Origin of the sequence: Enterococcus sp. DIV1083b, assembly GCF_051713705.1 — a bacterium.
GTDB classification, from domain to species: Bacteria; Bacillota; Bacilli; order Lactobacillales; family Enterococcaceae; genus Enterococcus_D; species Enterococcus_D casseliflavus.
This window is the reverse complement of sequence record NZ_JBIOQJ010000001.1, coordinates 2,300,359-2,323,936: the sequence shown is the minus strand read 5'-3', so window position 1 is coordinate 2,323,936 and position 23,578 is coordinate 2,300,359. Positions and strand designations below refer to the sequence as shown.

24 protein-coding genes and 1 tRNA gene are annotated in these 23,578 nt (G+C 42.2%); 19 read left to right on the top strand and 6 right to left on the bottom strand.

What is annotated here, in order from left to right; all coding sequences use genetic code 11:
• The first annotated feature begins 29 nt into the window (after positions 1–29).
• Entirely contained in the window at positions 30–539 is a 510-nt protein-coding gene (locus IGI69_RS10705; RefSeq protein ID WP_005229452.1) for an HD domain-containing protein, read from the top strand.
• A gap of 47 nt (positions 540–586) precedes the next feature.
• On the opposite strand, the gene IGI69_RS10700 is transcribed toward IGI69_RS10705, so the two are convergent.
• Positions 587–1,786: a YdcF family protein gene (locus tag IGI69_RS10700; RefSeq protein ID WP_016610745.1), complete on the bottom strand. Its 1,200-nt coding sequence runs from the start codon at positions 1,784–1,786 to the stop codon at positions 587–589.
• A 124-nt stretch (positions 1,787–1,910) separates the two neighbouring features.
• Between IGI69_RS10700 and IGI69_RS10695 the strand changes: the two genes are divergently transcribed.
• Positions 1,911–2,423 (top strand): GyrI-like domain-containing protein, encoded by a 513-nt coding sequence (locus tag IGI69_RS10695; protein ID WP_142968301.1) that lies wholly within the window; start codon positions 1,911–1,913, stop codon positions 2,421–2,423.
• A gap of 53 nt (positions 2,424–2,476) precedes the next feature.
• Here IGI69_RS10695 and IGI69_RS10690 read toward each other — a convergent pair whose 3' ends face one another.
• The 3 genes from IGI69_RS10690 to IGI69_RS10680 form a co-directional block, all read right to left on the bottom strand.
• Positions 2,477–3,811, bottom strand: a complete 1,335-nt coding sequence (locus IGI69_RS10690; protein ID WP_195961146.1) for a serine hydrolase — start codon at positions 3,809–3,811, stop codon at positions 2,477–2,479.
• Positions 3,812–4,056: 245 nt separating this feature from the next.
• Positions 4,057–4,221, bottom strand: coding sequence for a hypothetical protein (locus IGI69_RS10685; protein WP_005229460.1), 165 nt, complete (start codon positions 4,219–4,221; stop codon positions 4,057–4,059).
• Positions 4,222–4,435: 214 nt separating this feature from the next.
• Complete coding sequence (locus IGI69_RS10680) at positions 4,436–4,780, bottom strand: DUF4828 domain-containing protein (RefSeq protein ID WP_195961147.1); 345 nt, start codon at positions 4,778–4,780, stop codon at positions 4,436–4,438.
• A gap of 183 nt (positions 4,781–4,963) precedes the next feature.
• Here IGI69_RS10680 and sfsA point away from each other — a divergent pair, with 183 nt between their 5' ends.
• From sfsA to IGI69_RS10625, 11 genes are all read left to right on the top strand, one after another.
• A complete protein-coding gene (sfsA, locus tag IGI69_RS10675) occupies positions 4,964–5,689 on the top strand; it encodes a DNA/RNA nuclease SfsA (RefSeq protein WP_438740784.1) in 726 nt (241 codons plus the stop codon).
• A gap of 18 nt (positions 5,690–5,707) precedes the next feature.
• Complete coding sequence (locus tag IGI69_RS10670) at positions 5,708–6,709, top strand: Gfo/Idh/MocA family protein (protein WP_428209289.1); 1,002 nt, start codon at positions 5,708–5,710, stop codon at positions 6,707–6,709.
• 14 nt (positions 6,710–6,723) lie between these two features.
• Entirely contained in the window at positions 6,724–7,998 is a 1,275-nt protein-coding gene (locus IGI69_RS10665; protein WP_159160910.1) for a DEAD/DEAH box helicase, read from the top strand.
• Between the two features lie 66 nt (positions 7,999–8,064).
• Positions 8,065–10,779: a sigma 54-interacting transcriptional regulator gene (locus tag IGI69_RS10660; protein WP_087627743.1), complete on the top strand. Its 2,715-nt coding sequence runs from the start codon at positions 8,065–8,067 to the stop codon at positions 10,777–10,779.
• Between the two features lie 134 nt (positions 10,780–10,913).
• The gene (locus IGI69_RS10655) at positions 10,914–11,231 is read left to right on the top strand and encodes a PTS sugar transporter subunit IIB (RefSeq protein ID WP_005229471.1); all 318 of its coding nucleotides are present in this window, start codon (positions 10,914–10,916) and stop codon (positions 11,229–11,231) included.
• A 37-nt stretch (positions 11,232–11,268) separates the two neighbouring features.
• On the top strand, positions 11,269–11,586 hold the full coding sequence (locus IGI69_RS10650) for a PTS lactose/cellobiose transporter subunit IIA (RefSeq protein WP_005229473.1): 318 nt from the start codon (positions 11,269–11,271) through the stop codon (positions 11,584–11,586).
• A gap of 81 nt (positions 11,587–11,667) precedes the next feature.
• Positions 11,668–13,104 carry a PTS sugar transporter subunit IIC gene (locus tag IGI69_RS10645; protein ID WP_010749334.1) on the top strand — a complete coding sequence of 479 codons (1,437 nt, stop codon included), beginning with the start codon at positions 11,668–11,670 and terminating at the stop codon, positions 13,102–13,104.
• An 87-nt stretch (positions 13,105–13,191) separates the two neighbouring features.
• Positions 13,192–13,413, top strand: a complete 222-nt coding sequence (locus IGI69_RS10640; protein ID WP_010749335.1) for a hypothetical protein — start codon at positions 13,192–13,194, stop codon at positions 13,411–13,413.
• A gap of 42 nt (positions 13,414–13,455) precedes the next feature.
• A complete protein-coding gene (locus tag IGI69_RS10635) occupies positions 13,456–13,641 on the top strand; it encodes a DUF3188 domain-containing protein (RefSeq protein WP_010749336.1) in 186 nt (61 codons plus the stop codon).
• On the top strand, positions 13,641–14,054 hold the full coding sequence (locus tag IGI69_RS10630) for a DUF3284 domain-containing protein (RefSeq protein ID WP_015510041.1): 414 nt from the start codon (positions 13,641–13,643) through the stop codon (positions 14,052–14,054). Before IGI69_RS10635 ends, IGI69_RS10630 begins: the two co-directional genes overlap by 1 nt.
• A gap of 60 nt (positions 14,055–14,114) precedes the next feature.
• The gene (locus IGI69_RS10625) at positions 14,115–15,296 is read left to right on the top strand and encodes a GNAT family N-acetyltransferase (RefSeq protein WP_325846009.1); all 1,182 of its coding nucleotides are present in this window, start codon (positions 14,115–14,117) and stop codon (positions 15,294–15,296) included.
• A gap of 76 nt (positions 15,297–15,372) precedes the next feature.
• Here IGI69_RS10625 and IGI69_RS10620 read toward each other — a convergent pair.
• Positions 15,373–15,444 (bottom strand) — tRNA-Arg (locus tag IGI69_RS10620).
• 69 nt (positions 15,445–15,513) lie between these two features.
• Between IGI69_RS10620 and IGI69_RS10615 the strand changes: the two genes are divergently transcribed.
• The 5 genes from IGI69_RS10615 to IGI69_RS10595 all read left to right on the top strand — a co-directional run bounded on the left by IGI69_RS10615 (position 15,514) and on the right by IGI69_RS10595 (position 19,692).
• Entirely contained in the window at positions 15,514–16,446 is a 933-nt protein-coding gene (locus tag IGI69_RS10615; RefSeq protein ID WP_128489171.1) for a DUF7916 family protein, read from the top strand.
• Between the two features lie 96 nt (positions 16,447–16,542).
• The gene (locus tag IGI69_RS10610; protein ID WP_074536760.1) at positions 16,543–17,238 is read left to right on the top strand and encodes a ThuA domain-containing protein; all 696 of its coding nucleotides are present in this window, start codon (positions 16,543–16,545) and stop codon (positions 17,236–17,238) included.
• Between the two features lie 107 nt (positions 17,239–17,345).
• The gene (locus IGI69_RS10605) at positions 17,346–18,470 is read left to right on the top strand and encodes a baeRF6 domain-containing protein (protein ID WP_074536759.1); all 1,125 of its coding nucleotides are present in this window, start codon (positions 17,346–17,348) and stop codon (positions 18,468–18,470) included.
• A 278-nt stretch (positions 18,471–18,748) separates the two neighbouring features.
• A complete protein-coding gene (locus IGI69_RS10600) occupies positions 18,749–18,949 on the top strand; it encodes a cold-shock protein (RefSeq protein ID WP_003126918.1) in 201 nt (66 codons plus the stop codon).
• A 110-nt stretch (positions 18,950–19,059) separates the two neighbouring features.
• On the top strand, positions 19,060–19,692 hold the full coding sequence (locus IGI69_RS10595; RefSeq protein ID WP_438740779.1) for a YfbR-like 5'-deoxynucleotidase: 633 nt from the start codon (positions 19,060–19,062) through the stop codon (positions 19,690–19,692).
• A 99-nt stretch (positions 19,693–19,791) separates the two neighbouring features.
• Here IGI69_RS10595 and IGI69_RS10590 read toward each other — a convergent pair whose 3' ends face one another.
• Positions 19,792–20,562: an SDR family oxidoreductase gene (locus tag IGI69_RS10590; protein ID WP_074536757.1), complete on the bottom strand. Its 771-nt coding sequence runs from the start codon at positions 20,560–20,562 to the stop codon at positions 19,792–19,794.
• Positions 20,563–20,774: 212 nt separating this feature from the next.
• On the opposite strand from IGI69_RS10590, the gene IGI69_RS10585 reads away from it, so the two are divergent.
• Complete coding sequence (locus IGI69_RS10585) at positions 20,775–23,531, top strand: helicase C-terminal domain-containing protein (protein ID WP_438740777.1); 2,757 nt, start codon at positions 20,775–20,777, stop codon at positions 23,529–23,531.
• Positions 23,532–23,578 lie beyond the last annotated feature (47 nt).

Below are 23,578 nucleotides of genomic sequence, written 5' to 3'. Positions count from 1 at the left end.
AGATCAAAAAAGGTGGCAGACAAAAATTTATGACAGAAAAATGGCAAGAAGATAGCGAATATATGTCTTACGTGGCTGACCTGTTAGAAACAGAAGCTGTAAAAAAATTAGCCAATTTTGTGCAGCATATGAACTCCACACGTTTGGAACATTCGATCAGCGTCTCTTATTATAGTTACAAATTGGCCAAGAAATGGGGCGGCGATGCTCGTGCAACAGCTCGTGCAGGACTCCTTCATGATTTATTTTATTACGATTGGCGTACTACAAAGTTTGACGAAGGTACCCATGCGTACATGCATCCACGAATCGCAGTAAAAAATGCCGAAAAAATCACTGAACTTAGTGATCTTGAAAAAGATATCATCCTGAAACATATGTGGGGAGCAACGATTGCACCGCCACGCTATAAAGAAAGCTATATCGTCACGATGGTGGACAAATATTGTGCGATCAAAGAAGCATCAGAACCCCTTACAGACAGCATGAAAGAAAAATGGCAACAACGCTTCTGGAAGAAACATCGCACGATTCAATAAGAAAAAAGTTCTTCGAACCAACTGGTTCAAAGAACTTTTTTGTTTGTTTAGCCAAAAATAAGTTGGAGGATCGCTGCACCTGCATAGAGAATCAGTAAGGTGATCAATACTGTTAGATGTCGTCTTTTGTGCATAAAAAGGATTGCCACAAATTCTCTTAAAAAGGCATTCGGTAAATAGTAAAAGGCAGTAGGTGCTCCGATACCATCCGCTTTAAGTTGGGCTTGATCTGCATAGAGACCAGCACGAAAAATATGGTAATTGTTTGAGGCAAAGATTGCTTTGTAGCCGTTTGGCTTAAGCGAATCCATGATTTCTTTCGAAAATTTCATGTTTTCATAAGTAGTCGTGGAATTTGTTTCCACTAAAATCTCACCTTCTGGTACGCCTTGGGCAATCGCATATTCTTTCATAGCAACAGCTTCCGGCAGCTGCTCATCGCTTCCTTGTCCGCCTGACATCAGTAATCGAGGCGCGGTTTTTTTCGCTTTAAATTGCGATTCGTAGAACGAGATCGCTGTATTGATGCGTTTTGCCAATAAAGGGGAGACCGTGGTGCCATTCAAAAGGCCTGCACCTAAGACGATGATAAAGTCCTGATTATAGCGAGGATGGTTGAACTGATAAATGACTGAAATGGATAAAAAGTTCAAAAAGACTACAAACAGATACAAAAGACTTAGGGGAACAATGCCGAATAAGGTTCGGATCCAATCTGGGAAAAAGTGCAAAAGGGTATCTGAAAATAGTAAAACGGTCAAAACCACCGCTAAGATCAGGGTTAACAAATTGGCGATCGATCGCGATTCTCTTCGTAGTACGATAATGGAATTCCAGTAAAGAAAGACCACGAGTGTTGCCAAACCGAATAATAGTACAGCAACGAAGATTGCCAGTAATACAGCGAGTAAACCACCTACGAGTATGTCTTGGGTTCGGTATAAATTAATGACTAAGTAGCCGCCAAAAGCCAGCACGAACAAATTAAAAAGCAAGCCATTTACAAGTTGGTGCTTGTTGCGCCGATAAGAAAATAAAAAAAGGCCGGCGAAGGCGACGGGTATCAGAATAAAGAAACTACCTGTCCGTAATTCTGAGACAGCTAAATAAATTAGCAGGGCTAGAATCGTCCAACAACATTCAAAAAAGAAAATATCCGGATCATCTTTTTTCTTGCGCCATTTTTGAACGACGATCACGCCCGACACATAGCTGATGGCAAAAATCAGCAATTGCGTAAAATCCATGTTTTTCACTCCTTTAACGATACACTTAGTATACCGAAAAATGGCAGAAATTGCTTGTTGCTAAGGTCAAAGTTGCTGAATTTCTTGCAATTCGCTAAAATGAAGGAAAGAAGGAGGAAGGAACATGCAATTAGGTGAAGTGATTCGCGTCGTACGACCCGCTTTTTATGTGATTGGAAAAGAGGGCAAGGGGTTAGCAGAAGAAGGTGCTTCTTGGGTACCAGCGCTTTGGGAACTTGCAACAAAGGATTTTGAAGAGATCGAATTTCTCGTAAGTGATCAAAAGGCAGAAGAACTGGAATTTTGGGGCTTGATGAGTGATGGCACCAATTGGTTAGAGCCTTGGCAAGAAACCGGTCGCTACTTGGCAGGCGTTCAAGTCCAGACAGAAAATTTTCCTCCTGTCGGTTGGGTCCGTTGGGAAATGCCCGCAATGACCTATCTCGTTGTAAAAACGGATGAAAAAAACTTAACGATGATGACTGAAAAAATGCTGATGGAAGTTTTACCAGAAAACAACGTCCAGTTGTCAGCAGCCATTCAAGAAAGGTATCTTCCTCATTTTAAGGAGGGGGAAGTTGAATTGTTTTTCCCTGTGGAGCCATTGGCAACAGCAACGGTGGAAACAGTAGAATAAAAAAAATCTGTCCGAGAAGCAGTCTTTGCTTCGGACAGATTTTTTCGTTTAGGTTAAAAAAGATTACTGAAAAAGTTGGACACGCCGCGCCAAGCACGAACAAAGATGTTGGCTTTTTCCACTGTTTGTGTTGTGATCAATCCTGCAGTCTCGTCATGATCGGAATCATCAATATAACCAAGCGTATCAGCTGGAATCGAAGCACTTACGGTACCGACTTCTGTGCCCTCAGTCAATGGCGCTTGCAGGGCAGAATCACGATAATGCTCATTAAAGTCAATGGTTGTTTCAAAGGCGGTGGCATCCATATCTCCACGTACCCATAAGGTCAAACCTTGATTTAAGGCAACGGGCACACTCAATTCTTTCCCATCTTTGACTGCAACCGTCTGGGTATCTTCTAGTTGCGCATTTTCTGGTAAAATCTCTACTTGTTCCCAAGCGTCAAACGAGTAATCCATCAAACGGCCTGTTTCAATAAAACGAACACTAGGATTTTCTGCATGACCATTGACGTTTAGCACCACGGTGATGATTCGTTGCCCATCTTTAACGGCGGTTCCGACAAAGCAGGCGCCTGCCATATCTGTCGTACCAGTCTTCAGACCGTCGACACCATCTTTCGTATTCGTAAAACCTGGAAGCATCCAGTTCCAATTGACCATCTCGACAGGCGAATAGGAACCTTCACCAAATTGTTTTGTTGAAAGGCTGGTTACTTCCAAAACATCTGGAAAGTCTTGTAACAAATGACGGGCAATCAATGCCACATCTTTTGCGGATAGTTCGTTTTCATCAGTTGAAGTTGATCCTGGGTAAATATTTTCCCCAAGATAAGCATTGTTTAAGCCAGAAGCATTGACGATCTTTGCATCGGTGATGCCCCATGATTGCACTTTTTCTTGCATTAAATCCACAAAGGCACTTTCAGACCCAGCAATCAGCTCCGCGAGCGCGACGATTGCAGCATTTGCAGATTGGATATAACTGGCATCATACAAATCTTTTACTGTATAGGTAACGTCTTGATGCAAAGGGACATTTGATAAGTTAGGGGACACGCTGAGATTTGCGGCATAATCGGAAATCGGCACAGGATCATCCCAAGCGATCGCTCCTTGTTCTACTTGCTCAGCGACAAGGTAGAGGCTGATGATCTTGGTGATGGAGGCAATACCCATGGCTGTCTCGCCATCTTGATCATACAACACTTTCCCTGTGTCAAAATCAATGGAGTAGGCGGCTTTGGCGTCAATCGAAAAATCTTGGATCTCTTCGATGCTCATTGCTGTATCATCAGCATATGAAACGAGGGGGATGCCGACAGCAGCAAAGAGGATTGCCAAAGCAGCAACGAAGGAATACCCGAACTTGGTTATTTTCTGCATATATGTTGTAGCTCCTTTTAAGTTGTATCTAAGCAAAAATTTTAACAAAGAGTATCCGCTGTTGCAATACTCTAAGAGAAAACTTAGCATTTAATTGCGAGAAGACCGCTCAAAGGGGGAATGGGCGTTGTTAAACCATTACAAAATAGAAGACCTAAGGGCAACAGACAGCAAAAAAAACTTGCCTTCCTATTTAATAAAGAAGACAAGTTTTTCTGAATTGACATTGGGTCAAACGATTTCACTTAGCGACGATTGGAATGGATTCTCGGGTTTTGGTTTTGGGCTCTGACGGGAACTTTCACTGCTCTCGTTTCTTGTTGCATGGCCAATTTTGCTAAAAAGAATGTCCCAGCTAGTAACGCAGCTAAAGCAAAGATGGAAAAGAGTGAAATAAAGGTCGTTAACATAAAAATCCCTTCTTTCTGTTTAAAATAAATGTGGAAGGTAGGAATCGAACCTACACCTTAATCTATGAACGATCAAACATCACTCAACGGAACACCTTGTTCAACCACTTGTTAAGTTAATGATAGCATGGATTGCCAGGAAATGCTGATAAAAAGTCTGAGAATTGACCGAAGAAAATGTGAAGAAAACATGAACTCGATCTTCTCATGTCCCTTAGGCGATTTTTGTCAAAGAATAGTGGCAATCTTCTGCTTCATCATATAAAGTAATAACGGAGCCTTTTTGTTCCAGGACTAAATGATAGCCAAATGTATCCAGTAACACTAATCGTGTCGGAGTCAGTTCAACAATGGAAACAGGCAACGGTTTGCCTTCGATGGTCAATGAATAATCATTGGCAATTTCTAAAATGACATCTTCTTTTGTCTTTGAAGTAAAACGCCAATTTCCAATGAAATTTTGGCGGTTTTCATTTTTTTGTTTTTCCTTTCGCAACAGCAAGGAGCTGACCACGCCCGTTGCTAGAGATAAACCAATCAATAGAGACCTTTTCTTCATTTATACACGTCCTATCACTTACGATTCATCTAGTTGCACCTTGTGAACAAGATGCCCGCTTCTGCACACTAGAAAATAATTGCCATAAGTATACCATGAGAAGGTAAAAAAGCATGGTACTTTAGTTTGAAGTTTAGAAGTTTTTATCAAAATATGCTATGATTCAAAAGAGCAGGTGAGAAAATGAATTATCCGAATACCCTATTAGCCACGTTTCTCGTTCGAGACAACCGATTCATTGCCCGATGTCTAGTCGATGGGCAAGAAGTGATCGTCCATGTGAAAAATACGGGACGAGGAAAAGAACTATTGCACAAAGGGGCACTCGTGACCCTCCAATATTGGGACAATCCGAAACGTAAAACCAATTACGATTTGATCTCAGTCAAGAAAGAAGACCAATGGATCAATATTGATAGTCAAGTACCCAATCGGTTAGGCTATGAAGGCCTTTTGGATGGCACGATCCAGTTGCCAAATATCAAAGGGAAAATTGCCCTCTTGCGGCGTGAAGTCGTCTATGGGATGTCTAAGTTTGATCTTTATTTTGAAACAGACGAACAAGAAAAAGGGTTTATAGAAATTAAAGGGATGACACTTGAAAACAAGCAAATCGGCGCTTTCCCAGATGCGCCAACGATTCGCGGCTTGAAACACGTCAATGAATTGATCCATGCCAAAGAAGCAGGCTATTATGCGGCGGTTTTGTTCATGATCCAATTTGAAGTGGTACAAAGCGCCACGATCCATCGACAGATGCAGCCGGATTTGGCCGATAAGATCGCTGAAGCGCAAAGCAAAGGTGTCGAAGTATTTGCTTATAATTGCCAGGTAAACCAAGGGATGATCGCGGTCAAAGAACCGATCCCTTTTGATTTGAACATCGAATTTGACGACCCCAATCTATAGAAGAAAGAAGGAAAACACATGATTCATTTAGGGATTATCGGCACAAATTGGATCACCGATCAATTTGTACAAGCAGCCCACGAAACCAAACGGTATCAATTGGTAGCCGTATACTCAAGGAAATTAGCCACAGCGCAACGCTTTGGGGAAAAATACGGGGACATCGAATATGCGACCGATTTGGCCACTTTTTTTGGCTTAGCTCATATGGACACGGTCTATATCGCTTCTCCGAATAGTTTGCACTTTGAACAAGCCAAGCAAGGTATTTTAGCAGGAAAAAATGTCATTGTGGAAAAGCCAGCCTTTTCAACGCCTGAGGAAATGGCGGAGATCATTGACCTAGCAAACCAACAACAGGTTTTATTCTTTGAAGCAGCTCGCAACATTCATGAAGCGAGTTTTTCAACCGTAGCCGAATTCTTACCGACACGCGGTGCCATTCTTGGGGCGAACTTTTCTTATATGAAATACTCGTCTCGTTATGACGCTGTACTAGCTGGGGAGGAACCAAATATCTTTTCTCCGCATTTTTCTGGCGGAGCTTTAGCCGACTTGGGTGTGTATCCAGTATATGCGGCGGTCGCTTGGTTTGGTAAACCGCAGGACGTTCATTATTTTGCGCGCAAATTACCGACCGGTGTAGATGGTATCGGGACTGCTGTGCTACGCTATGCTGATTTTGATGTCACGATCCAAACAGGCAAAATCGCTGATTCAGAGTTACGATCAGAAATTTATTTTGAAGACGGGACATTAGATTTGAATGCCGTCAATGCTATTGAAGAAGCAGCATTTTATGAACGCCAAACAAAACAAACGCATCCATTAGCAGTCGCTGCTTTAGACAATCCGATGATCGAAGAAGCGCAAGACTTTGCAGACATCATTGAAAACAAAGATGATCCTAAACAAGGACAACGCTATGAGGAATGGGTGGAACTTGCCCTCAGTGTCAATGAAACCGTCTCTTTGATGCGTAAGCAGGCCGACATCATTTTTGATGCAGATAAAAAATAAGGAATGGAACATTTATGACAGTATTTGAATTGACACAATTGCCAGACGTCTGGCAGGAAAAATGGCAAGCGGCTGGTTATCACGCACCGTCCTTGATCCAAGAAAAAACCTTTGGTCCTTTAAAAGACGGCGCGTCTGTCATAGGAATCTCACCGACCGGTTCAGGTAAAACTTTGGCGTATCTCTTGCCATTGTTAACGAAGGTTGAAAAAAAGCAAGGCAATCAGCTGTTGATTTTGACTTCTTCACAAGAATTAGCGATGCAAGTCACAGAAGTAGCAAGGGAATGGGCCCAAGCCATTGGTTTGACCGTTCTGCCGCTAATTGGCGGCGCAAGTACAAAACGCCAAGTGGAAAAACTAAAAGACAAACCCGAGGTCTTGATCGGTACCCCAGGCCGTGTGTTAGAGTTGATCAAAGCCAAAAAAATCAAGACCCAGCAGCTGCAATCGTTGGTATTGGATGAGGTTGACCAATTATTGAAAGAGGGTGCCTTCACCCTGGCAGCCAAGATCAATCAAACATTACCAAAACAAATCCAGCGTAGTTTCTTTTCAGCAACCGCGAACGAAGTGATCGATGAGATTCGACCATTCGTGTCAAAAGAGCCGCTGATCATTGATGTTACCCAAGAAGATCAGAGCAAAGGCGTCATCCATCATTACTATTTGAACTATCCGCAACGACGAATCGTGGATGCTTTAAGACGCTTTGCTCATTTACCAAACTTTCAAGCCTTGGTTTTCTTCAATGAATTAAGCACAATGGGGAATGCGGAAGAAAAGCTATTGTTTCATGGCTTGCCGGTGGCCTCTCTGGCATCTGATCAAAACAAACTTGCACGAAAAGGTGCATTAGAGAGCTTTCGTCAAGGAAAACTAGTGGAACTATTGACGACCGATGTCGCCTCTCGCGGCTTAGATGTCGTGGATCTGCCTTACGTGATCAATACAGAAGTCCCTTTAGAAAAAGAATCCTATTTACACCGCGCAGGACGCGTTGGAAGAATGGGCAAAGAAGGAACTGTCGTTACGATCGTTCAAGACCATTCGTTGAAGGATTTGAAAAAAATCGCAAATCAGTTGTCCATAGAACTCAAGGAAGTCTATCTGCATGGGGGACAGTTACACACAGAAGCACCTGTTGTCGAAAAAGAAAGCAAGAAAGAAATGAAAACAACAAGTGTGCAGAAAATTTCCAAGAAAACACCAGAAAATTTACACACTCCTGTTAAAAAGAGCAAGAAAAAGACGAAAAAGCAAAAAGACAAAGGAAAAAGACGCCATTGAGCGTCTTTTTGTGTTACCATTAACGTTGTTTATTATTAGTGTGTAAAAAAATGAGGAGGCTATCGAATGAATTCGCGAAAAGAAGAGATTTTTCAAACGATCGAACTGCATAAGCAAGGGTTGACCGCAGTTGATGTCGCTAAAATCTTACAAATCGATCGCAGCAATGCAAGCCGTTATCTCAGTGAGCTTTATAAAGAAAAGAAAATCGGCAAACGTTCCGGCCGTCCGGTTGTTTATGAGCCTTTAGAAGAAACGGTCCATGTGGATGTTTCCTCTGAAGTTAGTTTTGAAAGTCTGGTTGGAGTCCAAGCTTCCTTGAAAGTAAGTATCCAGCAAGCCAAAGCGGCGATCTTATATCCACCTAGAGGACTCCATACCATTATTTTTGGTGAGACAGGTACCGGTAAATCCTTATTTGCCGAATGTATGTATCACTTTGCGGTTGAATCAAATATGTTAGAAAAAGATGCCCCATTCGTATCCTTTAACTGTGCGGATTATGCACAAAATCCGCAATTGTTGTTTGGTCACATCTTTGGCATCAAAAAAGGCGCCTACACAGGTGCTGCAGAAGATAGTCCAGGACTTATGGCAAAAGCCGATGGCGGCATCCTGTTCTTAGATGAGATCCATCGACTGCCGCCAGAAGGCCAAGAAATGCTCTTTACCTTCATTGATAAAGGGATCTACCGTCCATTAGGGGAAAGTAATCAAGTTCATGAAGCCGCCGTGCAGATCATCGGTGCCACCACGGAATCATCAGAAACCTTTTTAACGACCTTCAATCGGCGAATTCCCATGGCTATTACTTTGCCAAATGTGGAAAGTCGTTCCTTAGATGAACGGTATGAAATCATTTCGTTGTTTATCAAGCAAGAGGCGACCCGTCTAAATCAACGAATCGATGTCGAACGAGATGCGATATTGGCCTTTATGCTCTATGATGCAGAAGGCAACATTGGTCAAATCAAGCGCGACCTTAAACTCGTCTGTGCCAAAGCATTTTTGCATTATCGAACCTATGGAAAAAAACACTTGCTGATACGAAAAGGCGACTGCTCCTTGCAAGTTCAAAAAGGCTTGTTGAAGATCAAAGAAATGTCGGAACGCTTGGATCGGTTTTTAGATGGCAAAGGCGACTTTCTAAGTTTTGAACCTGGCGACCCAGATGTCGTCTGGTCTCGTGATCCACAACGGAATATGCAAGTGTATAATGAGATCGAAGAAAAAGTCAGCTCACTGATTGAAACGGGTGTAGCCAATGTCGATCTAGAAAATTTGATCTCCAAAGATGTCGATGCGTACTTTGAAAAGTATGTCGAAGAATTGATCCAAAATCCCGTTCATAAAGAACTGATTCCAGAAGACATCTGGAAGCTGACAAATGTTCTTTATGATCTAGCTGGGCAAAGATTGTCTCGAACCTATAGTGAAAAAGCCCGCTTTGCCTTTGCACTGCATTTGCAAAGTACACTGGAACGTGTCAAGGAAGGACATATGATCGTTCATCCAGATTTGAATACAGTCAGAAAAAACTTGAAATCCGAGTTCCAAGTGGCAATGGATCTATCGACCATTATCGAAGAAGAACGACATGTCGAGATCCCCTTCGATGAGATCGGCTTTATCAGTATGTTTTTAGCGATTCAAGTCAAGCAACCTTCGCCGCTGCCCCTTGAAAAAGTCGAGATCATTGTCTTGATGCACGGCAAGGCGACTGCCAGCAGTATGTTGGAAACGGCACAAGAGCTGCTGGAAACCTATCACGGCAAAGCGATGAATATGTCTTTGGATATGGAAGTCGGTCAAATGTATGAGCAGCTATTGAACTATGTCACTGACAATAAGGAAAAGATGAGCAACGGCTTATTGCTTTTAACTGATATGGGTTCCCTCAATTCATTTGCGAATTTGATTTCTGAAGAGACCGGGATTCGTACGAAAGCCATCTCGATGGTCAGTACGATGATCGTCTTAGAGGCTTTGCGAATGGCGGAAAGTGGCCGAAGTTTAGAAGACATTTATCAAAACATTCAGCGTTCTTTTGAAACCATCGTGCAAGAACAGTTCCGCACAGTTCGCGAAGCGAAGGGGAATAAAAAGGCAGTCATCGTCACTTGCTTTACTGGAGAAGGTGTCGCTGCCAAACTTTATCAACGAATTTATCCCGTCGTTGATCAATCAAAAGTCGAGATCATTCAAATGCAGTTTATTGAAAAAGAAACCTTCAAGAAACATATTGATGGCTTGCTAGAAGAATATGAGATCAAAGCCATTGCGGGCACCGTCGAGATCGATTATCAAAATATCCCGTTCTTTTCCGCCTATGATGTCTTTGATGACAATCGGTTGAATGTACTGAAGCGGATCGTTTCAGATGAAGTGCCGATTGAAAAAATCGTACGTTCATTAGAAAATACTTTAACGCATGTGGGGTCCGTCTATCATCTGATCGAAAGTCTGCAGCGAATCGTTCATCAAATTCAAAATCAATTGCATGTGATTGTTGAACCTACCGTTGACGCCGGCATAGTGATTCATTTAGCCTTTCTAGTGGAAAGTTTATTGAAGAAGGAACATTCCCGTACCTTCCCCAATTTGGCGGCCTTCCAAAAACGCTATCGTATCGAAACAGATGTGTTGCGAACTCATTTATTGCAGATAGAGAAAAACTATCAAATCAAAATCTCTGAAGATGAGATCGCCTATTTAACACAAATGTTTTTAGAAAATGAAATAAAAAGTTATGATGAATCCGCACACAATATTAGTGTGTAATGATAAATCCGCAAGTGTGCAAAAGAAAAATTGGTTCAGACCATTGATATATAAAGGTCTGAACTTATTTTTTTTTGGCACGCTTTTTGCTTTATAGTAAAGTGTAACTTACAACAGAAAGGAGCGGATACGCGATGGCGAAAAAAACGATTATGCTTGTTTGTTCAGCAGGAATGAGTACCAGTCTATTGGTGACGAAAATGCAAAAAGCAGCCGAAGCAAAAGGAATGGAAGCGGATATCTTTGCTGTTTCAGCTTCAGAAGCCGACCAACATTTGGAGTCGAAACCAGTCGATGTTCTTTTATTAGGACCACAAGTACGATTCATGAAATCACAATTTGAACAAAAACTAGCACCAAAAGGCATTCCTTTGGACGTGATCAACATGGCAGACTATGGCATGATGAACGGCGAAAAAGTATTGCAACAAGCAGAAACATTAATGAACTAAGATTTTTAGGATCGAAGTGTAAGGAGGATTTTTAAAGATGGATGAGCAAAATTTGGAAGCCATTATGGGATTGATCATGTATGGTGGTAATGCAAAAAGTGACGCAATGGAAGCAATCGCGGCAGCAAAAGAAGGGGACTTCGAATTAGCTGACCAAAAAATCAAAGATGCTGAAGCATCTCTTGTGGAAGCGCATCATTCGCAAACAGGATTGTTGACACAAGAAGCGCAAGGCAATCATATGACCGTGACATTGTTAACAGTGCATTCACAAGATCACCTAATGACGTCAATCGCATTTACCGATTTAGCGAAAGAAATCATTGATGTCTATCGACGTCTAAATAACGAATAATCTTTGAACGGATAGAAGTAGTTATTGTCGATGAATCAAAAAATCTTCTTTGACGAATAGAACTTATAGGAGGAATTAAGAATGGATGGATTAACAAGTTGGATGGAGAAGTACATTCTCCCTGTAGCTGCAAAAATTGGAGCCCAGAAGCACTTAGTTGCATTACGTGATGCCTTTATTGGAACAATGCCTGCTACTATGGCTGGTTCGATCGCAGTAATGATCAACGCGATCATTCGTGACTTACCACCGCAATTTTGGCCGAGTTATGATGCCAGTACCATTCCAGTTATTCGTGAAATTATTAGTATCAATGGCTTCGTATGGAATGGTACATTGGCTGTTGCTGGTTTAGTATTTGCCTTTTCTTGGGGATATAATCTGGCTCGTGCTTATCGAGTGAATGATCTCGCAGGTGGGATCGTTGGAGTAGCGACACTGATTCAAGGAATTGCTTTTTCATACAGCACTTCTGTGGCGACAGCTGTTCCAACAGCTTTGATGGATGAAATCAATGCTGGGTCAGCAACTTCCGGATGGTCTGCAACAGCAGATGCAATTACAGCAGGTGGATGGGGTTGGTTGAAACTCGATCATCTAAACGGAAACGCTTATTTTACCGTAATGATCATGGGGGCTATTTCAGTTATTATTTTCTGTAAATTGATGTTAGCTGATATCACTATCAAAATGCCTGATTCAGTACCGCCAGCAGTATCGAAAGCGTTCGCTGCGATTTTGCCGGCAACAATTGCCTTATATGTCATTGCTATTATTAACTTTATTGTCGGTAAACTGACTGATGGACAATTAATTATTGATCTTGTCCAAAAATATATTGCAGAACCATTCCTAGGCTTGTCTCAAGGGCTTGGTGCAGTACTGATCGTAACTGTTTTTGTTCAAATTTTCTGGTTCTTCGGAATCCATGGTCCAAACGTACTAGCTCCAGTTTTAGAAGGTATTTGGGGACAAGCGCAGTTGATCAATATCGATATTTTCCAAAAAGGATATGAAGGACAAACCGGTACAAACGCGGTTCTTGCCGCAATCGAAGATGGCAAGGCATATATGTGGGTACGCGGATCCTTTGACTCATTTGCTTGGTTTGGTGGTTCAGGCGGTACAATTGTATTGCTGATTGCTATTTTGATCCTATCAAAACGTGCGGATTATCTAACTGTTGCAAAATTGTCAATCGGACCTGGTGTGTTTAATATTAATGAGCCGGTAATGTTCGGTCTGCCAATCGTATTGAATGCGATCATGTTTATTCCGTTCATTATTGCTCCGCTAGTAGCCACTTCAATCGGTTGGTTAGCAACGTACTTTGGTTTAGTAGCACCTGTTTCACAACAAGTAACGTGGGTCGTTCCACCAATGTTGCTATCATTCTTGGCAACAGGAGCTGACTGGCGTGCCCCAATCGTAACGTTGGTATGTATGGTCGTTACATTCTTCATATGGGCACCATTCGTTATTTCAGCAAATAAAATTGATCCAAAACTAGGCGAATAGACCTGTAGATTGTGGGGGACTGCTATGGCTTCGCTTGAAGTAAAGCAGCTCCTCCTTTTATTATTGATTATTTAGGAGGAAAAGAATATGATTTCAATAGCAAGTGCAATGCAGCAAGATGCCATCAAAGAATTACTTGAAGGATATAACGAAGATGGAATTTCTTTTACATTCAAAGAAAAACAAGGGATTAAACTTATTTTTACTACCACAGCTTCCGATTCAGAAGCGGCGGCAAAAAAAGCAAAAGAATTGATCAAAGCACAGCCTTGGGGTTCTGTTTTATACTTTCAAGCAGTTGGTGTTTGAGTAGGTTCTCTGTGGATCAACGAATAGATAGGATGATTGAAAATGATAAAAAACGGCTTGTTTATATGTAGTATCGGTCTACTCGTAGTCCTATACAGTATGAATCCAAGTAATCAGCAGTTAGATATATTCAGTTTTACAACAGGTATTTTCTTGCTTATTTCTGGCAGTCTTTTGTTCATGAAAGGAAAGAAGAAAGCCGAAGAGTCAGATAGGAGGAAGTCTTAATGAGAATTGAAAAAGATTTATCGATTCCAGCAAATGTCTTTTACGATCAAATTATGGATTCTGTTATCTTTGACGTACGAAAAGCAACTGGAAAAACACTTTCTAGAAAGCAACTGGCAGGATTTCAATATGTAAAGGAATTTTCTACTACGAGTCGTGCGAAGATAGAGATCGAAGAAATCATTGAAAATCAAGTTTATCAATTCAAAACAGAAACGACGAAAAATGAATTTGTCGCACGCTATGAAGTAGCGCCGCTTGATGAAAAGAGCAGTAAAGTCATTTATACGGAAACCATGAAATCACATGGCTTCATGCAGCAATTGAATGACATGCTCTTAGGCACCATTCTAGGATATTTCAAACGCAAGCAATTTAAAAAAATGTTGAGTATGATGGAAGAAGCATATTAAGGGGTCGACTGACGCCTTTTTTGCGTTTCTTGCGTGTTTTCAAGTAGAGGAGATGAAGGAATGACAGATGTCAAAAAAATGACCGAATTCGGTTCGCAAGAAGTACTGGAATTGGTTTCTTATGCCTTTCAGTGGGAGTTGAATGAAACAAATATCAAGCGCTATCGCAAGCTTGCGGAGAATTCATGGAATTATGGTTCCTACGACGAGGATGGAAAACTAGCGAGCCAAATCATGGCAACTATTTTTGATGTGAATTTTCATGGAACGACTTATCCAATGGCAGGGATCGGTTTTGTGGCTTCTTATCCAGAGTATCGCAGCCAAGGTCGGATCGATCGGATCATGAAACAAATCATTAAAGATTGCTATGAACAAAAAATCGTTCTGTCCTATCTGGCACCTTTCTCCTTTGCGTTTTATCGCAGATATGGGTATGAATATACCTTTGAACGTACCGTTTATGAAGTTGATGCGCATCAATGGCCCGATGGCAAGAAAGTGAACGGAAGGATCCAACGCATGAATTGGGAGGAAGCACAGCCGATCATTCACGAGATTTATCATCAATTGCCGCGCCATCAAAAAGGTGGGCTGATTCGCCAAGCCTGGTGGGAAGAAATCAAGTTTGTTTTGCGCAGACCGTATACGTTTGCGATTTATCGGAATGAAGCGGGCGTTCCTGAAGGGTATTTGATCTACTTTGTTGAAGGGGGACGCTTTGATATTCAAGAGTGGGGCTATTTGACCGCTGACGCGTATCAAGGATTCAATCGGTTTATCGTTTCCCATGCAGATTCAGTAGCGCAGATCCATTATCGACCAGGGTTTGATGGGGAAGTCCTGCAAGTAAATGCAGCCAAACCATTGGCTCACTACCAAGTGCGCCCGGACATGATGGCACGAGTCGTCGATGTGGAAGGGTTTCTAACAAGCTATCCATTTACGTTGAAAAAAGCTGGTCGTTTTGCCATAGAAATTCAAGGGGATGAATATGCCCCATGGAATAATGGGTGTTATGAAGTGACGATCGAAAACGCTCAGCATCATGTCACGAAAACGACCGCCACCCAGCTGCCAAAAGCAACCTTGTCGATTCAGCGTTTTGTGCAACTGTTCTTGCAGGCACAATCCCTTGATTCCTTGGTCTTTTTCCAGCAAATGGAAACGGAGAAGGAAGCTGCAGTGATGATTCAGGAAAACTTACCAGACGGAAAGCCGATTCTGGAAGATTATTTCTAAGCAAATCGAGGCAGAGGTATTTGCTTTCCAACAAAAAAAGATTCCTTAAAAATAAGGAATCTTTTTCTTCAAAAAACGTTCCCTGCCGGAATCGAACCAGCAACTAATCCTTAGGAGGGACTTGTTATATCCATTTAACTAAGGGAACACAATAGCTATATTTTACCTGTTATTCGTGTTTCTCGCAAGATGAGAAGGAAAAGAAAGGAAGAAAAACATGGTCAAACGATTGATAAGTGCAAACTATAGTGAAATCAAAGAAATGTCGGCGCAAGAATTGAAACAATCCATTAAAGCGAGCGAAGGACGAGTGATAATCTGTGAAACGGTGGTTCAAACCATGCCGCAAGCTGGCGACATCACCAACGCAGAAGTCGCGGCAGCTTTTGGGGCTGACTTGATTTTGTTGAATGGCTTTGATTGTTATCGTCCAGCTATTTTTGGGATGCCTGGTATCACATTGGAGCAGCTGCTTGATCCTACACAGCCCATTGAAAATCCGATTCCTCAACTAAAACAACTGATTGGACGACCTGTCGGCATCAATCTTGAGCCGATCCCAGCTACGACGGAAATGATGAGTGAAAAGATCAGCATCAGTCAAGGCCGAACAAGTTCGGTGGACACCATCAAAAAAGCCCAAGAACTCGGGGTGGACTTTCTCTGCTTTACAGGCAATCCTGGAACGGGTGTGACCAACCGAGAAATCGCTAAAGCAGTAAAATTGGCAAAAGAACATTTCTCTGGTTTGATCATCGCTGGAAAAATGCACAGTGCCGGCTCAGATGAACCTGTGGTTGATCGAGAAGCCATCATTTCTTACGCTGAAGCTGGGGCAGATATTTTGTTACTGCCTTCCGTGGGCTCGATTCAAGGCTTTCTAGAAAAGGATCTGATCGAAGCTGTTCAAATTGCCAAACAATATGACTTATTGACGATGTCAGCGATCGGAACGAGTCAAGAGAGCGCGCGTCCAGAAACGTTGCGACAATTAGCCATTATCAACAAAACTTGTGGGGTCGATCTGCAGCATATCGGTGATGCTGGCTATGGCGGCATGGCACCGACCGAAAATATTTTCGAAACATCAGTTGCAATTAGAGGCATGCGCCATACGATCAATCGTGTCGGGCGTTCAATCAACCGTTAAATCAGAAAAAATTACTAGCGAAGGAAAACGGAGAATCGTTCTGCTTCGCTTTTTGCATTTTTTTCGCTAAGTTAGAAAGAAAGGAGGAAACACAAAATGAAACAAGCATTGATCATTTACGGAGGTTGGGAAGGACACGCCCCAAAAGAAACCAGTCAGTTTTACCAAACGTTGCTGGAGTCAGAAGGATATCAGGTGACACTCGCCTCAGATTTTGAACCTCTCTATCATAAAGAAGAATTAAAAAGGCTGGATCTGTTGATCATGAATTGGACGCGAGGAGAATTGCCTGATGAGCCGCTGCAAAATGTCACTCAGGCTGTAGCAGAAGGGTTAGGATTAGCAGGCGTTCATGGCGGCTTTGCCTCGGCTTTTCAAGCCAGTAAAGGCTGGTTGTTTCTGACTGGCGGCTGTTTTTTGGCACATCCTGGTGGATTGGAAACGACCTATAGCATCGATCTTACGACAGATCACTATATTACGGCAAATACGCAATCGATCCCTCAGTTGACGACGGAGCAATACTATTGTCTGGTTGATCCAGCCGTCACTGTGTTAGCTACCTCAACATTTGCCGCTAAAGATCATCCGAATGCAGCTAACCAAGAAGTCATACTGCCAATGATGTGGATCAAAAAATGGGGCAAGGGCAGAGTCTTTTTCCAATCCGTTGGACACAGTCTAAAAGAGCTAGAAGAGCCTACCATTCAGACTTGGACCAAACGAGGCTTTCTATGGGCCACCAGAAATACCTTGGCTGATCCGCTGAAAAATAGCCAGTATAGTGAGTAATCAGAAAAACGAATGAGTAAATAAACGCGTGCAATCGTTTTACTTTATGGAAGAAAATAAGCATGGTACACTTTATTTGTATTTGATTAAGCAGGAGGTAATGTGGAATGGGAAAATTTGGAAAAAGTTTTTTATCGCAGGTAATATCTGACGGAATCAAAGGACCATTTGTCACGATCATGCTCAATACGCATGTCGGCCACCAGAATGTCGAAAAGGATCAAATCAAATTTAAGAACTTTGCCAAAGATGCGAAGCGCCGCTTTGAAAAGAAATACCCAGAACATTCTTGGGATCTTTTTCAAACGAAAATTGATGAACTGCTTGCAGATCAATCATTTTGGCGTAACAGTACAACGAGTGTGGCGGTGATTATCACACCAGAAGATGTACTAGTTCATCGGTTAAGTATTCGTGTGGATGATCAATATTACGTAGGGGAAACCCCGTATGTATTAGCTGTCATCAAAAACGCACAATTTAATTACCCATTTTATCTCTTAGCGTTGAATCGCGATTCAATGCAAGTCTATCAAGTTGAAAACAATCAAGTGCGTGAAGTCGAGTTGCCAGAAGAGGCACCGACAACGATCGAAAAAGCGCTGGGGGAAGAAATCACTGGCGGCGGCAACTTTAATTACAGTGCCCAAGGTGGCCCTAACTCAGGAGGAGAAGGCGTCGCTTATCACGGCTTTAGTGCCAAAGATGAAGAAGTCGAGATCGATCACGTCAACTACTATCAAGCAGTTGATGCATTTTTTAAGAATGACTTTTCAAACGAAGAGCATTTACCAATGTATCTTTTTGCTTTACCAGAAAATCAAACGCTGTTTAAAAAAGTGGCAAAAACGAACTTTTTCAAAGCAGAACCAAGCATTTCCTCTTCACCAGCATCATTATCTTTGAAAGAGATCCAAACGTGTACGCAAAAGCTGATTGTGGAGTTGACACAAAAAGAAGTTGGGGAATACGGCAAGCTGTTGGATCGGAAATTTATTGACCAATTGGTTGATATCGTACCTGCAGCTAAAGAAGGCAGGATCGCCAATCTGTTTGTAGCGACTTCCAATCTCGCTGATGGGTTTGGAGAAGATCCTGACACGGAATACGATCGTCGCCAAGTGTTAAATACGCTGGCAATCGATGTTTTAGAAAACGGCGGCGAGGTATCTATTTTGGAACAAAAAGATGCCCCAGGAGAAAAAAGTTTGACTGCGATTTTGCGCTACTAAACGCAGTTGTGTCCTTCGTAAATAAATCGTTTCCAAAAAAGAAAAGACTGTTGCAGATCTTTAGTGCAGCAGTCTTTTTGCGAATCATAAAAAAATAAAGGCGTTTTCATTTTTTTTGATTTTCTATTAGTCATAATGAAGATAATGTGCTATAATACAAAGTGTAGTTTTTGTTACGGTAAATTATGGTAGCTTGTTTCATCTTAAACATCTTCCACATTTTCACCTTATACAAGTAATTGCAAAATATGTGTATAAACACAAGGAGGATTTTTATTATGGAAACAGGTACAGTTAAATGGTTTAACTCAGACAAAGGTTTTGGATTCATCACTGCAGAAAACGGTAACGATGTATTCGTTCATTTCTCAGCTATCCAAGGCGAAGGCTTCAAAACTTTAGAAGAAGGTCAAGCAGTGACTTTCGATATCGAAGACGGACAACGTGGCCCTCAAGCGACTAACGTTAACAAAGCGTAATTTGTGAATGCCTTTTAAGAGCAGCTTAGCTGCTCTTTTTTTTTGTGCGCGTGATATTTGCTTGCGGAGAAAGTAGTTGTTATACTCTTAGAAAAAAAGGAGGCAGACTGATGGGATTGAATGAATTTATTCTTGGATTGGCTAATTTAGAAAAAATCCAACGCGCACCTGGATTTTTTAAGTTTACCGAGCACAGCGTGGCCGCTCATTCGTTTCGAGTAACCATGATTGCCCAGACCTTAGCCGATATCGAAGAACAAGCAGGAAATCAAGTCAATTGGCAAATTCTTTATGAAAAAGCCTTGAACCATGATTACACGGAACGTTTCATCGGCGACATCAAAACGCCAGTCAAATATGCAAACAAAGAATTGCGGGCGATGTTATCAACCGTTGAAGAAAAAATGACCGATGCCTTCATCGAAGAAGAAATCCCCCAAAGCTTTCAAACGACGTATCGCAGACGCTTGGCGGATGGCAAAGACAACAGCCTTGAAGGACAACTTTTGGCAATTGCGGATAAGATCGATCTTTTGTATGAATCTTTTGAAGAGATCTCAAAAAGCAACCCCGACAAAGTGTTCAAAGAAATGTTTCGTGAAGCGGTTTTGACGGTCAAAGCGTTTCAGCATCGTCCATGTGTGACCTATTTCTTTGAAGCCATTTTTCCCGAGTTATTGAATGCAGATTTTTATGGCAAGACTGCTTTTCTAGAAGAAATCGCAGCTTTGGTGGAAAAATAAACAAAAAGAAAAAACGAAAAATCAAGAAATGATCCATCTCACAGGTTTTACTTGAAACAAGTGAGGGGATCAGGTTTGATTTTTCGTTTTTTTGTTGTATTAAAGCAAAGATTCCGCTCCATCAATATAGACTTCCGTTCCAGAAATATTGCCCGCAGCCTCTGAAGATAGAAAAAGCACAAGGTTGGCGACTTGTTCTGGCACGCCTGTTTCTTGTTTTAATGGTCGAGAACGATCTGGATATTTGACGGGGATCTCAACGCGAGCAACCTCTTCTTCAATTTCTGTGCTGGCATCGATATTCGTTGCGATCGCCCCAGGGCAGATAGCATTGACCCGAATATTATAACCAGAAAGTTCCAGCGCAGCCATTTTTGTAAAGGCGACTTGACCTGCCTTAGATGTACTGTAAGCAGTCGCACCAAAATTGCTGAAGATGCGGTTTCCATTGACCGAACTCGTAATGACAATGCTGCCGCCGTTTGCTTTCATAAATGGGATCGCAGCTTTGACGGTAATAAAGGTACTGCGTAAATTTGTGTTGATCGTCTGGTCCCATTCTGCCACCGTCAATTCTTCGATCGGTGTCCAAGTACCGTTGATGCCGGCATTGACGTGGAGTACATCGAGACCGCCTAGTTCTTCCACAAGACCACTCATCGCTTCTTGCAGCTTCTCTGCTTCAGTGACGTCAATGGCACGATAGTGGGCTTGTGCGTCATAGTCAGCAAGAAACTCCTGCAGCTCCTCCTCGTTGCGATCAATCAACCCAACAAGAGCACCCTGGGCTAGAAATTGTTCTGCCACCGCTTTTCCAATCCCTGAAGCAGCCCCCGTTACAATCACTCGTTTGTTTTTGAAATCATTCATTTTTTTCGCCTCCTTATAGTAAATTATAAAAAAGATCCCTTTTTTTGTCGAAAAAAGCGATCAGCGACGAGTGACAAATTCCTTTAGCTGATAAATACGGATACTAGATAGTAAGGTTCTTCTTCCTGCGAACCCTCGTATCCGATGGGAAAACAGATGTAATCGCCATTGATTTTGTAGTATAATGCAGACAGTGTGCAAGGAGGAATACAATGAAACCCATATACGCTGTGGTGGATCTTGAAACAACAGGAACCGATTCGACGATTGATCGAATTATTCAATTTGGCTGCGTCTTAGTCCAAGATGGCAAGATCATTAATCGTTTTGCCGCAGATATCAACCCTGACCGCAGAATTTCTAAGCAAATTCAACGATTGACACACATCACAAACCAGCAAGTAAGCAAAGCGCCTTATTTCGAAGACATAGCTGACACGATCTACAACTTACTCAGCAATACGATTTTTGTGGCGCATAACATTTATTTTGACTATCATTTTTTAAGCAATGAATTTGTTCGTTGCGGTCTGCCGCCTTTATCGATTCCAGGGATCGATACGGTGGAATTGGCGCAAGTGTTTTTGCCGACAGAAAGCAGCTTTCGCTTAGGTGATCTGGCAGACAGCATCGGCTTTCGTCATGACAACCCGCATCAAGCCGATAGTGATGCAGAAGTGACCGCAGCATTATTTTTATACATTGAAGCAATCATGCGACAGCTACCACGGACGACTCTTAAACAGATTGCGCTTTTAAGCGGTCAGATGGGGATGCAAACGAGTGAGTATATTCACGGAATTTTGAAAGAAAAAGGACCAGAGTTGGCGGAAGATTTCGAAGTGATCGACGGCGTCGTCCTGCGAAAAAAAACTGTTCCGCTTTTTGAAGCCACGCATTTTCAAGAAACGTATCCGAAAGTAAAAACGGAAAAAGAACAGCGCTTTGGCGAGCACTTGATCTATCGGAAACAACAAGCACGTTTGATGAATGCGGTGTATACGCATTACACCCAACCAGAGAAAAATTTGATTATTGAAGCAGAAACGGGGATGGGAAAAACCATCGGTTACTTGTTTCCAGCCGCTTATTTAGCGACGCCAGAAAATCCATTGATCGTTAGCACCTCATCGATTCTTTTACAAAATCAGATCATCAACAAAGACATTCCTTTGGTAAACCAAGTACTGCAGCAGCCTTTGCAAGCAGTTTTGGTCAAAAGTCATCGTCATTACATTGATTTGCAGCGTTTTAAAGCGACGCTGGATCAACCGGTAGAACAGAAGCAATACGCCCAATATCAAATGGGGATCTTAGTCTGGCTGACCAAAACAGAAACAGGTGACTTTGATGAATTGAATTTAGTTCGTCTTGATCATCCTTTATTTGCCGACATTCGCCATCGCGGGGTCGACTTTTTGGCCAAAGATCAACCCTTCTATGAACAAGATTTTGTCCGACATTTATATCGGCGGATGGCGCAAAGCAATGTTTTGATCGTCAATCATGCCTTTTTAATGCAGGAAAACCGACGGGCGCAGCCACTGTTGCCAACGAGTGATTATTTGTTGATCGATGAAGCCCAACAGTTGCCGCAGCAAGCAGAAGGCTTTAGTCAACATGTCTTTGACTCTGCTCATTTCAAACGGCAGTTTTTACAGCTGAATGAAGAAGGACTATTTGAAGAAATTGCCCAGATCATTACCGAGGACGATTTTTTGCAACGGATGTTCTCGTTGTATCGAAATGCATTGTCGGTTTTGGTCGAAACACAAGAACAGTATTTTCGCACCTTATCGATCGATGCCCCAGAATTACAAGTCGTTCAGCATCATGACCTCTATGATGGGTCATTAGAGCAGGACAAGCTACATCAAAAATTGAGCCTCTATTATCAGGAAATCAATGAGATTCAACAGCAGCTGCGTCAGCGATTCGAGTTGACCAATGATCGGTGGTATGCAAGACAACGGATCGTGATTGCCCGTTTATTTGATTTCTTTAGTCAAATGGACGCACAGGAACAAACAGTGACCGCGTGGTTGACTTGGTGGCATCCTCGTTACGTTCATTGGCTGAAAAAGCATCCCCAGTCAGGAAATGCTGTGATTGAGTTAGCTGATCTAGAAGGACATTCGATCGTGGAGAGCACATGGTACCAACGCTATCAGCACATCATTTATCTAGGGGGGACATTGAAGATCCCAGGCAACAAAGAATATTTTGCCCATCAGATCGGCTTGACGGATGTGCCAGTCAAAACGATTCCTGCCTTTTATGATTACAGCAAGCAAACGCGACTGTATGTAATCAAAAAAGGTCTCTCGATCCAACAAGCATCAGCTGCCGAATACGCGGATTATTTAGTCGAAGCGTTAGTCCCGATTTTGTTTGACAATCCGCAACCAGCGCTTGTGTTGTTTACGGCGCACGAAACTTTGAAAAATGTCTATGATCGATTGAATAAAAAAGCCCTGCATTATGGCAGAGAAATCGTTGCTCAAGGGACTGGCGGAACCCGTGAGAAAATCTTAAAGAAATTTTTATTAGCGGAAAATGGTATCTTATTAGGGACTAGCAGTTTTTGGGAAGGGGTCGATTTACCAGGACAGGCACTGAAGATCGCTGTGGTGACTCGATTGCCTTTTGAGAACCCTAAACAACCCATGGTCCAAGCACGGCACGCCTTTTTGGAAGCAGAAGGCATTGATTCTTTTAAAGAAGATGCCTTACCTAAAGCGATTTTACGGCTGCGCCAAGCATTGGGGCGCTTGATCCGTTCCGAGGAGGATACCGGCGTGATGGTCGTCCTTGATCGACGCTTGCTATCGACAAAGTATGGCAAACGAATGGTCAAAGGCTTACCCAAAAACTTACCTCTGATTGAAGCAAGCCCAACCGAGATCGCCGAAGACATCCAACATTTTTTTGCGCAAGAGGAAAAAGCAGCAGCCGATTTTGAAAAATGAGTTGAACATCTGATATAATGGATTTTATTTAAGATTGGAGTACGAAG